The 12,340-nt window shown below is 65.7% G+C and carries 10 protein-coding genes; 7 read left to right on the plus strand and 3 right to left on the minus strand.

From position 1 onward, the window contains the following. The first annotated feature begins 93 nt into the window (after window positions 1-93). Both CVM73_RS32435 and CVM73_RS32445 read left to right on the plus strand, forming a co-directional pair. On the plus strand, window positions 94-924 hold the full coding sequence (locus tag CVM73_RS32435; protein ID WP_100235844.1) for a DUF2147 domain-containing protein: 831 nt from the start codon (window positions 94-96) through the stop codon (window positions 922-924). 541 nt (window positions 925-1,465) lie between these two features. After that, the gene (locus CVM73_RS32445; RefSeq protein ID WP_100235846.1) at window positions 1,466-2,668 is read left to right on the plus strand and encodes an extensin family protein; all 1,203 of its coding nucleotides are present in this window, start codon (window positions 1,466-1,468) and stop codon (window positions 2,666-2,668) included. Window positions 2,669-2,755: 87 nt separating this feature from the next. Here the strand turns inward: CVM73_RS32445 and CVM73_RS32450 are convergent, their stop codons facing one another. Continuing rightward, the gene (locus tag CVM73_RS32450; protein ID WP_100235847.1) at window positions 2,756-3,091 is read right to left on the minus strand and encodes a DUF6665 family protein; all 336 of its coding nucleotides are present in this window, start codon (window positions 3,089-3,091) and stop codon (window positions 2,756-2,758) included. A 43-nt stretch (window positions 3,092-3,134) separates the two neighbouring features. Further along, on the minus strand, window positions 3,135-3,770 hold the full coding sequence (locus CVM73_RS32455; RefSeq protein WP_100235848.1) for a TetR/AcrR family transcriptional regulator: 636 nt from the start codon (window positions 3,768-3,770) through the stop codon (window positions 3,135-3,137). A gap of 195 nt (window positions 3,771-3,965) precedes the next feature. Between CVM73_RS32455 and CVM73_RS32460 the strand changes: the two genes are divergently transcribed. The 4 genes from CVM73_RS32460 (at window position 3,966) to CVM73_RS32480 (ending at window position 10,854) form a co-directional block, all read left to right on the plus strand. After that, window positions 3,966-5,294: an HlyD family secretion protein gene (locus tag CVM73_RS32460; protein WP_100235849.1), complete on the plus strand. Its 1,329-nt coding sequence runs from the start codon at window positions 3,966-3,968 to the stop codon at window positions 5,292-5,294. A gap of 210 nt (window positions 5,295-5,504) precedes the next feature. After that, window positions 5,505-7,091 carry a DHA2 family efflux MFS transporter permease subunit gene (locus CVM73_RS32470; protein ID WP_100235851.1) on the plus strand — a complete coding sequence of 529 codons (1,587 nt, stop codon included), beginning with the start codon at window positions 5,505-5,507 and terminating at the stop codon, window positions 7,089-7,091. Window positions 7,092-7,607: 516 nt separating this feature from the next. After that, entirely contained in the window at window positions 7,608-9,407 is a 1,800-nt protein-coding gene (locus tag CVM73_RS32475) for an ABC transporter ATP-binding protein (protein ID WP_167407175.1), read from the plus strand. 49 nt (window positions 9,408-9,456) lie between these two features. After that, window positions 9,457-10,854 carry an MATE family efflux transporter gene (locus CVM73_RS32480; protein WP_100235853.1) on the plus strand — a complete coding sequence of 466 codons (1,398 nt, stop codon included), beginning with the start codon at window positions 9,457-9,459 and terminating at the stop codon, window positions 10,852-10,854. A 262-nt stretch (window positions 10,855-11,116) separates the two neighbouring features. Here CVM73_RS32480 and CVM73_RS32490 read toward each other — a convergent pair whose 3' ends face one another. Then, on the minus strand, window positions 11,117-11,860 hold the full coding sequence (locus CVM73_RS32490) for a sulfite exporter TauE/SafE family protein (RefSeq protein WP_100235854.1): 744 nt from the start codon (window positions 11,858-11,860) through the stop codon (window positions 11,117-11,119). Between the two features lie 216 nt (window positions 11,861-12,076). On the opposite strand from CVM73_RS32490, the gene CVM73_RS32495 reads away from it, so the two are divergent. Further along, entirely contained in the window at window positions 12,077-12,337 is a 261-nt protein-coding gene (locus tag CVM73_RS32495; RefSeq protein WP_167407181.1) for a hypothetical protein, read from the plus strand. Window positions 12,338-12,340 lie beyond the last annotated feature (3 nt).

Consider the following 12,340-nt stretch of genomic DNA (forward strand, 5'->3'; position numbering starts at 1 on the left):
GCGTCACAACGACGCCCACCGCCTGGGTGAGGCAGCGCACATTCAGCCGCGCCTGCTCTGCGTAAAGTCGTCTCGACACTGAGGGAAACGCCGATGCAGCGGCTTGCAACTTGGCTTGGCACATTGATCGCATTGATGGCGATCGCGCCCACGGCGCAGGCCGGCTCCTACACCTTCTCGGTTGGCGGCCACCGGTTCCATGTCGAGGCGCCGCGCAATTGCCGATCCACCTCCTGTGTCACGGTGTCCTCCAATCGCAGCCTCCGGCCGACGGACAATGTCGGCGCAGCACCGGCCTCGCAACCGGCGCCCGCGCCAGTGGTCCAGGCGCCGCAGCCGGCTTGTCCGGCGGCACCGGTCCGGCCGCCGCAAGCAACTGTGGTCGTGCCGCCCCCGCCGCCTCCCGTCCTTGCCGCGACGACGTCGCAATCCGTTGTGGCGCCGCCGGCGCCAAGATTGGAGGCGTCCCAGGAGACGTCAAAACTCGAACCGCCGCGCATCCAGCCGCCGGCCATCGTCCCAAAGCCCGGAAGCCAGCAGACCGCAACGGTTGCACAGACCGGCGACGACGAGAGTTATACGCCGCTCGGCGAGTGGGAGAGCGCCGGCGCCAGGGGTACGGTCCGCATCGAGCGCTGTGGACCTGCGCTGTGCGGCTATGCGCTCACTGAAGCGTCGAGCAGGGGCGAGAGCGTGCTCGTCAACATGAAGCCGAAAAAGCACGATGCATGGGCCGGCAGCATCTACAGCCGCTCCAGCGGCAACACCTATTACGCGACGATGACGTTGAAGAGCTCAGGCAAGCTGCACGTGGAAGCCTGTGCGCTCGGCCGCTTCTGGTGCTCCGGCAACGACTGGACGCGGGTCGAGGCGCCGCGCGAGCAACTGATCACGACGTCACCTCAATGGAGCGCGCGGTCGTAGCTCGCGAGATGTCGAAGTTGTCCCTCTCATCTTGTTACGAGAGAGGAGCTGAGCGTTTGCTGCTGCCCTGGATCTTGTAGAGGCGAGATGCGCATTGCTGTGCCCTCGCCCCTTGTGGGAGAGGGCAGCTTCGCTGGTCGACACGGGCTCACTGGGGTGAGGGGTTGTCTCCACGAGCACAGGCGCGCGAGGATAGAAACCCTCATCCGGCGCTTCGCGCCACCTTCTCCCACAAGGGGAGAAGGAACAAGAGGCTGCTGTCTTCTTCTAAATCATGCCGAGCACGATGGCGCCGACGAAGGCCATGGCGAGGTAGGCGGTGATAACGCTCAGTCTGCCGGCGAACGTCATGAAGTCGCTCCCGCTGGTCGCGCGCTTTGCCGCAACCGTTATGGTTAACAGAGAGTCTCCTCGCGGAAAAGTCAGCCTTGCTGTCGCTCATCGGCGGCAGCGTCCGGCCACGCGCGGGGCCGTCATGGTTAAGGAAGGCTGAAGTCAACACGTTGAAGAGTCTTTAAGTAAATTCACCGAACGTGCGTGCATGACGCGCGGAGTTCGTTTGTACCTCGTCGGCTCCATCGTCCTTGTTTCGCTAGCGGGTTGCGGTCGCGGCTTCTTTCAGGCCGAACGTGAGCCATGGCGGGCCGAGGCGGAAGCGGCGTGCCTGAAATCGGGCGCGGTGAAGGAAGGTGCGGACATCGTCCGCATCGACCCGATTTCCGGGCCTGGCAGCTGCGGCGCCGAGTTTCCGCTCAAGGTCGCCGCCATCGGCGAAGCCTCCAGCACCTATGGCTTTGCCGACGAGGCGCCGCGCCCGCCCGGCAGCATCGGCAACCAGCCGCGTTGGCCGGTGCAGCCGCAGTCGAATTATCCGCAGAGCCAGAATTATCCGGCGTCGTCCTATCCGCAACGCTCGAACTATCCCGAGAGCTCGGTGCGTCAGCCCGCCGGCTACGGCACCTCAACCGGCCCGATGTCACTGAATGCGCCCGGCGTCGCCCCGCAGGAGGACGAGATCGACCTACCGCCCGAGGGCACCGATGCCGCGGGCGCGGCGCGCTACATGAATGCACCGAGCTATCCGGCACGGCCAGCGCCTTACTCGCAGGCGCCGGCGCAGCAGCCGCTGCCGCGTCTTGGCCCGGCACAGGGCAATCCGGTCACGACCGTCGGTCCCGTCGCGATCAAGCCGACCGCGACGCTCGCCTGTCCGATCGTTTCAGAGCTCGACCGCTGGCTCGCCGACACGGTGCAGCCTTCGGCAATGCGCTGGTTCGGCGTCCGCGTCGCCGAGATCAAGCAGATCTCCGCCTATTCCTGCCGCGGCATGAACGGCAATCCGCACGCGCACATCTCGGAGCACGCCTTCGGCAATGCGCTCGACATCTCCGCCTTCGTGCTCGCCGACGGCCGCCGCGTCACGATCAAGGACGGCTGGCGCGGCATGCCGGAAGAGCAGGGATTTTTGCGCGATGTACAGTCGGGTGCGTGCGCGCATTTCACCACCGTGCTCGCGCCCGGCTCGAACGTCTACCACTATGATCACATCCACGTCGATCTGATGCGCCGCGCCAGCCGCCGCCTGATCTGCCAGCCCGCCGCCGCCTCCGGCGAAGAAATTGCCGCCCGCGCGCAATCGCGCAGACCCTATGCGAGTGCGCGCGAGCCGTCGGTGACCGGTTCGCTCGGCGCGCGCAAGAGCACGATGCGCAAGCGCGAGGAAGACGAGTACGCCGACGATTAGCACGTCGTGTCTCTTGTAGCCCGGATGAGCGCAGCGATATCCGGGAACAGCCTTCCCGCATATCGCTGCGCTCATGCGGGCTACGATCTACGCAGGCTTCGGCGGTGTAGGAGCCAGCCCCATGCAGCGCTGCACCTCACCCGGGACGTTGTAGGTGCGCATGATATGGCGGCTGTCGCGCAAGCCGGACGCCTCACGTTGCACCACGAACATCCATAGCGCCTGGCCGGCTTCCAGCACCAGCTTGCGCCTGGCCGGTTGCATTGAGGCCGGCAGCTCGGTCGCTGCGTGGGCAGCGTCGAATTCGCGCAGGCGCGAGAGGCACTGTTCGAGCGCGGAGCCCATCCGTCCAAGCGCCGAGGCCTGTTCCTGGACGATCTCGTAGTGGAGGATGTCGACCGGCGGGCGAAGATCGCGAGACATGGCCGCAATATAGTGCTGCCCGCCCCGTAGGCGCAACGCGCTGCTACTTCGCCTTATACGCCGCCAGGAACATCCGCGTTGCGCTGTCGACCACCGCGGTCATGCGCTGTTCCGACGGCGCGGGTGCGGCCTGGAACACGAAGGGTAGGAAGAGCGAGGCTTTGCACAGCTCCATGAATTGCGAGGCGGCAAGATCGCAATCGTCGATCGCGAGATCGCCAGATGCGACACGGGCCTTGAGATAGCCGGAGAGGCGATTGATGCTCTTGTCCAGCACGCGCGCATAGTAGCGGCGACCGACATCCGGCATGCGTTCGGCGATCGCCATCACGGTGCGGATCGCCGATCCGCCGCCCGGGCGGCAGATCAAGTGAAGGTAGGCGATGCCGAATTCCTTCAGCGTGGTCTCGGCATCGCGGTCGAGATCGAAATTGAACACGACCTGGCCGTGCTGGAGCGCCTCCTGTTCGAGGATGGCTTCGAACAGCGCGAATTTGTCGGCGAAGTAGACGTAGAGCGTGCCCTTGGAGACCTGTGCGGCGCGCGCGATCTCGCCCATGCTGGCGCCGTCGAAACCAAGATCCATGAACACCTTGCGGGCACCGTCGAGGATCTGGCGGCGCTTGGAGCTGTCCTCCTCCTGGACGGCGTGCAGATGTTCGCTGGCAGCCACAACCATTGGTTCAGTGTCTCGGAAGGTTTTTGGACCGGATCAAGGCCATGAAACCCCAATAAAGGATTCGAGGCGGTACAGTCTTGACCCGGAATATTATTGTATATTGACCGAACCGTTCGGTCAATGATATCTGGGATCGGCGAGAGGAAACCGGCTGCGCAGCGGCCGCCCTCGGTCGCGCTTATTGGGGAGGCCTTTATGGCCGTATCGAGAGACCAGGCGGCGCGCGTCCTTCGCCAGGAAGCGGTGGAGGACCAGGCGGGCGGTGATGCTGCGTCCGAGACATCGGCACCCCCTGCCGAGCAGTTGCGCGCTCATGTCGCCGAGGAAACGAAGCGGCCGACCCGCGAGGCGCCGGAGAACCCGGTGACCGACAAGCCGGCCGCACCCGCGCCGGGCGCGCCCGCCGCCACTGCGCCCAAGTCAGGTGCGCCCAAGTCCGGCAAGCGCAAATTCGTCCTGATGGGCGTCGGCCTCGTCCTCGCACTCGCTGTTGCGGGTTATGCCGGCTATTACACCTTGGTCGGCCGCTTCTACATCTCGACCGACGACGCCTATGTCCGCGCCAACAACACCATGCTCGGCGCGCGCGTTGCCGGGCACATCTCCTCGATCCTCGCCGGCGACAACACGCCGGTGCGTGCCGGCGACATCGTCTTCCGCATCGACGACGGCGACTACAGAATCGCGGTCGACGCCGCCGCGACCAAGATCGCGACCCAGCAGGCCGCGATCGATCGCATCGGCCGTCAGGTCGCCGCGCTCGACAGCCAGGTCGCGCAGGCCAAGGCGCAGCTCGTCTCGGCTGAAGCGGGCCTCAAGCGCGCCGACCTCGATTATGAGCGCCAGCAGGCGCTGAGCAGCAAGGGCTTCGCCTCGCGCGCCACCTTCGAGAGCTCGGAGGCCGGACGCGACCAGGGCGCCGCGGCGGTCAAGGCCGCGCAGGCCGCCTACGACGTCGCCGTCAGCAATGTCGATGTCGCCAAGGCGCAGCAGGTCGAGGCGCAGGCTCAGCTCGCCGAGCTCAAGACCACGCTCGCCAAGGCCGAGCGCGACCTCGGCTTCACCGCGGTCCGTGCGCCGGTTGGCGGCACGTTCTCCAATCGTCTGGTCAACACCGGCGACTTCGTCGCGGTCGGCCAGCGTCTCGGCAACATCGTGCCGCTGGACGATGTCTATATCGACGCGAACTTCAAGGAGACGCAGCTCAAGCGCATCCGCCCCGGCCAGCCGGTGACGATCAAGGTCGACGCCTACGGCATGCGCAAGTTCTCCGGTGTCGTCGACAGCATCGCGGCGGGCGCGGGCTCGGTGTTCACGCTGCTGCCGCCGGACAACGCCACCGGCAATTTCACCAAGATCGTGCAGCGCGTGCCGGTCCGTATCCGCGTGCCCAAATCGGTGGCGAAGCAGAACCTGCTCCGGGCCGGCATGTCGGTCTACGCGACCGTCGACACCAACAAGGGCGCGGCCGACGCCGACAGCGAGGTCGATCTCGACGATCCCACCGCGATCCATCCGCAGTAGGATGTTGTGACATGAGGGCGCGACGCATTCTTGCCCGGAGCGCAGCTGCGCTCCCTCTCCCGCTTGCGGGAGAGGGCTGGGGAGAGGGTGTCTCCGCAGTGGGACAATCCCCAAGCGGAAAGAACCCTCACCCGGCGCTTCGCGCCGACCTCTCCCGCAAGCGGGAGAGGTGCACCGCCCCCGCGCCTTGCTCCAGCCCGAGCTGACACCATGGCCAACGCCACCACTGCTGCACCTGCCATGATGGCGGATCCCGCTTCGGAGCGCATCGCGCCGAAGCGGCTGTTCGCTTTCATCATCATGGTGTTCGGGATGTTCATGTCGATCCTGGACATCCAGATCGTCTCGGCCTCGCTCAGCGAGATCCAGGCCGGGCTGTCGGCGAGCTCCAGCGAAGTCTCCTGGGTCCAGACCGCCTATCTGATCGCCGAAGTGATCGCGATCCCGCTGTCGGGATTCCTGTCGCGCGCCTTCGGCACGCGGCTGCTGTTCGCGATCTCGGCGGCGGGCTTCACCTTCTCGAGCCTGCTCTGCGGCTTCGCCACCACCATCGAGGAGATGATCCTCTGGCGCGCGCTGCAGGGCTTTCTCGGCGCCGGCATGATCCCGACCGTGTTCGCCTCGGCTTACACCGTCTTCCCGCGCACGAAATTCCACATCGTCGGTCCCATCATCGGGCTCGTCGCGACGCTGGCCCCGACCGTCGGGCCGACGGTCGGCGGCTACATCACCGACCTGATGTCGTGGAACTGGCTGTTCTTCATCAACGTCGTGCCCGGCATCGGCATCACCGTGGGCGTGCTGGCGCTGGTCGATTTCGACGAGCCGCATTTCGAGCTGCTCGACCGCTTCGACTGGTGGGGCCTGCTGTTCATGGCCGGCTTCCTCGGCACGCTGGAATATGTGCTGGAGGAAGGCCCGCAATATGAATGGATGCAGGACACTTCCGTGGCGATCTGTGCCTGGATCTGCGCGATCTCGGCGATCGCCTTCTTCTGGCGCGTGTTCACGGCGGCCGAGCCGATCGTCAATTTGCGCACCTTCTCCGATCGCAATTTCGCCGTCGGATGCACGCTGCAATTCTGCATCGGCATCGGTCTCTACGGCCTGACCTACATTTATCCGCGCTATCTCGCCGAAGTGCGCGGCTACAGCGCGCTGATGATCGGCGAGACCATGTTCGTCTCCGGCATCACCATGTTCCTGGTCGCGCCGCTGGTCGGCCGGCTCATGGCCAAGCTCGACATGCGCTATATGATCGCGTTCGGCCTCATCGTGTTCGCGATCGGCTCCTACCAGATGACCTGGATGACCCGCGATTACGATTTCTACGAGCTGCTGGTGCCTCAGATCCTGCGCGGGATCGGCATGATGTTCGCGATGGTGCCGACCAACAACATCGCGCTCGGCACGCTGGCGCCAGACCGGGTGAAGAATGCGAGCGGGCTGTTCAACCTGATGCGCAATCTCGGCGGCGCGGTCGGCCTTGCCGTCATCAATACCGTGCTCAACGACCGCACCGACCTGCACATCACCCGCCTGCAGGAGCGCGTGACCTGGGGCAACGCGACCGCGACCGAAACCCTGACCATGTTCATGCAGACGTTTCAGGGGCTCGGCGATTCCACGCTGATGGCGATGAAGCAGCTGTCCCAGCTCGTGCATCGCCAGGCCGTGGTGATGAGTTTTGGCGACGCCTTCCTCATGCTGACGGTGTTCTATCTCGGCCTCAGCCTGCTGGTCGCGCTGCTGAACAAGCCGGCTTCGCCGTTCGGCGCTGGCGGCGATGCGCACTGAGCCGGCCACATACTCCGTGTCATCGCCCGGCTTGACCGGGCGATCCAGTACGCCGAGACAGCGCGGCTAGAACCGAGAAGCCGCGGCGTACTGGATGCCCCGGTCAAAGCCGGGGAATGACAGCGGAGATTGAGGTGTGATTGCGGGCCAGGGCCCGCGCGCCAAATTGCAACACTCGTGCGTGATCTCGCGCGAGCCCCGTTGCAATTCACGAGCGACACATCTATAAAGCGCACCTCATTCAATCGAACCGGGGAGAGATTTGCATGATTTCGTCGCATTCGCAGATCGTACGCCCGCGCTCGATGATGCTCTCGATGATGTCCTGGCTCGGTATGTACGCGGCCTGCTAGAGGCCTCTTCCGCCAGTTTCGATCGGGCCAAGGTATCGACCAAGCGTCCCGATTGCTCCGCTTCCCAAGTCAAAATCAGTCTTACGTGACGCCGTTGTGGCCTTCGGCGCAACTTGCGTCCATCGATGGAGCCGGCTCGCGCCAAGAGCGGCCGGATGATGCCATGACCGCTCTTTCAAAGAAGCCCGCGGCGATACGCGTGGTGCTGCCCTTCGTGTTCCGGCACTGGCTGAAGCAGCCGGGGCGCGGCTTCGTAATCGTTGGCGGCCTGCTGGGCGCGACCGCCGCGGACCTGTTCATGCCGGTATTCTCGGGCCACCTGATCGACGCGCTGACGCGCGGGCCATCCGATTCCGATGCGCGCCACGCGGCGCTGGTCGCGTTCGGCGCCATCGTGGCGCTGGGCGCGGCCTCGATGGTGCTGCGGCTGGCAGGATTGCAGGCGATCGTGCCGTTCACGCTGAAGATCATGTCGGACGTCGCGCAGGACGCGTTCATGCGCGTGCAGCGCTTCTCGACCGACTGGCACGCGAACTCCTTCGCGGGTTCGACGGTTCGCAAGGTGACGCGCGGCATGTGGGCGCTCGACCTGCTCAACGACACGTTACTGTTGGCGCTTTTGCCCTCGTTCGTCGTTCTGATCGGCTCGATGATCCTGCTCGGCGTGCACTGGGCCTCGCTCGGCGTGGTGATCGCGCTCGGCGCGCTGGCCTATGTCACCATGACGGTGGTGTTCTCGACCCGCTACATCGCGCCGGCGGCGCGCGTCTCCAATGCCTGGGACACCAAGGTCGGCGGCACGTTGGCGGACGCGCTGACCTGCAATGCCGTGGTGAAATCGTTTGGCGCGGAAGCGCGCGAGGACACGCGGCTCGCCCGCGTCATCAATCGCTGGCGCGTGCGCGTGCGGCGGACCTGGTTCCGCTACAACTACACCGCCATGGCGCAGCTCTCGCTGCTGCTGGCCTTGCGCGGCTCCGTGATCGGCGGCTCCGTGCTGCTGTGGATCTCGGGGCATGCCTCGCCCGGCGACGTCACCTATGTGCTGACGAGCTACTACGTCATCCACGCCTATTTGCGCGACGTCGGCATGCACATCAACAACCTGCAGCGCTCGGTCAACGACATGGAGGAGCTGGTGGCGATCCACGACGAGCCGATCGGCATTGCGGATGCTCCCGATGCACGGCCGATTGCGATCGAGGGCGGCGAGATCGTGTTCGACGACGTCACGTTCCACTATGGCGGCCATCGCGCGCCGCTGTACGACGGACTGTCGCTGACGATCCGTGCCGGCGAACGGGTCGGCCTCGTCGGCCGCTCCGGTTCCGGCAAGACCACCTTCGTCAAGCTGGTGCAGCGGCTCTACGACGTCACCGGCGGTCGCGTGCTGATCGACGGGCAGGACATCGCGCTGGCCACGCAGCAATCGCTGCGCAGCCAGATCGCGATCGTGCAGCAGGAGCCGATCCTGTTCCACCGTTCGCTCGCCGAGAACATCGCCTATGGCCGGCCCGGCGCCAGCCTGGAGGCGATCGAACAGGCGGCGCGCCTCGCCAATGCGCACGACTTCATCCTGCGCCTGCCGAAGGGCTATGGCACGCTGGTGGGCGAGCGCGGCGTGAAATTGTCCGGCGGCGAGCGGCAGCGCGTGGCGCTGGCGCGCGCGTTCTTGGCGGATGCACCGGTGCTGATCCTGGACGAGGCGACCTCGAGCCTCGATTCGGAATCGGAGGCGCTGATCCAACAGGCGATGGAGCGGCTGATGAAGGGCCGCACGTCGATCGTGATCGCGCACCGGCTGTCGACGGTGAGGAGCCTCGACCGCATCCTGGTGTTCGACCGCGGCGAGATCGTCGAGCAGGGCACCCACGCCGTGCTCGCGCGCAAGCCAGGCGGCATCTATCGCGGCCTGTTCGAGCGCCAGGTGGTGGAGCTCGGACACATCGCAGCGGCGGAATGAGCGGCGTCGCCGGGGGCGAATCCCGGCGACGCCGCCATGGGGGAACGACATGAAAGACCTGACAAACGGCTCCATCGTGCGACACATCCTGGCCATGACGCCGCCGATCATGGCCGGCATGGTCTCGATCATGATCTGCCAACTGGTCGATCTGTACTTCGTCTCGGGCCTCGGCGACGCCGCGGTTGCCGGCGTCGCCGCGGCCGGCAATGCCGGTTTCCTCATCAACGCGCTGATGCAGGTGCTCGCCGTCGGCACGGTGGCGCTGATCGCGCATGCGGTGGGACGCAAGGATCGGCCGGACGCCAACCTGATCTTCAACCAGGCGGTCGCGCTGTCGATGATGTTCGGCCTGTCGACGCTGGTGATGGGCGCGGCGCTGTCGCGTCTCTACATGCGCTCGATTGCGGCGGACGAGGCCACGATCGAGGCGGGGACCATCTATCTGTTGTGGTTCATGCCGGCGCTCGCGCTGGAATTCGTCATGCAGGTGATTGCCTCCGCGCTGCGCGCCACCGGCATCGTGCGCCCCGCCATGCTGGTGCGGGTCCTCGCGGTCATCGTCAACATCGCGCTGGCGCCGGTGCTGATCTCGGGGTGGGGCACCGGCCATGCGCTCGGCGTCGCCGGCGCGGGGCTGGCGAGCTCGATCGCGGTGGCGGCCGGCGTCCTGATGCTGCTGGCGTATTTCCGCAAGGTCGAACGCTATGTCGCCTTCAATCTGGCGCAGTGGCGTCCGCAGCCGCGCCATCTGAAGCGCATCCTCAACGTCGGCCTCCCCGCCGGCGGTGAGTTCGCGATGATGTTCATCTTCATGGCGGTGGTCTATTACGTGCTGCGCGACTTCGGCGCGGCGGCGCAGGCGGGATTCGGCATCGGACAGCGTGTCCTCGCTCTGATCCAGATGCCGGCGCTCGCGGTTGCGCTGGCGGCCGGGCCGATCGCCGGCCAGAACGTCGGGGCCGGCAACGGTGCGCGCGTGCGGGAAACCTTCGTCAAGGCCGCGCTGATCACCACGATCGTGATGATCGGCTTCATGGTCCTTGCGCAGCTGAAGCCGGGACTGCTGCTCGCGGGATTCTCCAACGACCGGGAGACGATGGAGGTCGCCTTCCTGTTCCTGCGGATCATCTCGCTGAACATGGTGGCGCAGGGCCTGATCTTCACCTGCTCGAGCATGTTCCAGGGCCTCGGCAACACCAAGCCGGTGCTGCTGAGCTCGGCGACGCGCGTGTTCACCTATTCGCTGCCGGCGATCTGGCTGTCGACGCGGCCCGGCTTCCGCATCGAGCACGTCTGGTATCTCTCCATCGCGGCAACCACGCTCCAGGCGGCCCTGAGCCTGTGGCTGCTGCGCCGCGAGTTCAGAAAGCGCCTCGCGCCGTTGCCGCAGGACGAGGCCGCGGATCAGGTGGAAGCTGAGCCTGCCGTGCGTGCGCCCGCGTAGAGCGGAATGGCTTTAAGTTGAATCGATTGGCCGCGGGCTCGTTCAAACCTCTCCCGCTTGCGGGAGAGGTCGGCGCGAAGCGCCGGGTGAGGGTTCTCTCCATACGGGGGTTATCGCTTGCGGAGACATCCTCTCCCCAACCCTCTCCCGCAAGCAGGAGAGGGAGCGCACCTCCTTCGTGGTCGCATCAGACCTAATCTCATCTTGCCTTAGCGATAGTGACCTCCTCCCCACGGCTCCCGCCCGTTCGCGGCGCCGTGGGCTAAAGTCCGCCAACACTGTTCCAGACGAGGCCGAGGCCCGACAGGAACAACAGGCCGAGCACGACATCGCCAAAATGCTTGTCGCTCAACGCGTGATAGACCCGCGCACCCGCCCATGCGCCGATCAAGGTGCCCGGAAAGGCGATCAGCGCGAGCCAGACCACTTTGAGTTCGACGAGACCCGACGCCGTCTGCAGCACCAGCGCGGTGGCGAGCACCGTGAAATTGAAGAGCTGGAAGATGCCGCGCCGCTCATGCTTGTTCCAGCCGCGGATGTTGGCCCACAGGATCGGCAGCGGCCCCGAGAGTCCGGCGAGGCCGCCCAGAATGCCGCCGGCGAAGCCGATCGCGCCGTCGGCGATCCGGCCGCCGAACTTGAAGGCGAGCGGCCTCTTGTTGAGGTACAGCGCGCTCGAGAAGATCAGGAGCAGCACACCGACGCTCAGCTTGAACACTTTCGGATCGGCCGTGGCGACCATCATGGTGCCCAGCGGAACGCCGATCAGGCCGCCGATCAGGAACGGCCAGACCAGCGAGAGGTCGAAGCTTTTCCACATCGAGGGCAGCGTCGAGGTCTGCGCGATCACCGAGCAGATCAGCACCAGCGGCACCGCGAGCGAGGGCGGCAGAACGTAGAGCCAGATGCCGAGCGCCATCAGCGCCGTGCCGAACCCGGCCAGTCCCGAGACGAAGCCGCCGGCCAGCGCGCCGAACAGCAGCAGCGCGTAAGTGGACGCTTCCACCTGTCATTTCCTGTCGTTAGGGGCGATCTCGAACGGTTGATCGCCATCCGGCGCATAGCACAGATGCGGCCGGGAAGGTCAATTTCAAAACCGCACGCAAGCGTGATCCCCAGGGGCGGGCGTCCGCCGAACAGGCGCCTACATGAGGCGTGCTAAGCAATTTGGGGGACACGTCGCAAGCGAGCCCCGTCCCTGATGAGATGATGGAGCATGATCATGATCCGCACGAAGATCGTCGTCGCGGTCGCGCTGCTATCGGCGGCGGCCTTGATGCCGACGATGGCGCTGGCGCAGTTTTCCGAGCCTGCGGCCTATCAGGCCGCGCATCCGGACCGGGATGTGCTGAACGGCGGCCAGCTCACGCCCGCAGGGCGCGCAGCCCGTGGTGAGGCAGTAGCCCCGAGCGAGGCCTATGCGGCCTATCCTGCAGCCGTTGCACCGGTCGTTCGGCCACGCCACCGTCGTCATCATCAATAAGCG

This window comes from Bradyrhizobium forestalis (genome assembly GCF_002795245.1).
GTDB classification, from domain to species: domain Bacteria; phylum Pseudomonadota; class Alphaproteobacteria; order Rhizobiales; family Xanthobacteraceae; genus Bradyrhizobium; species Bradyrhizobium forestalis.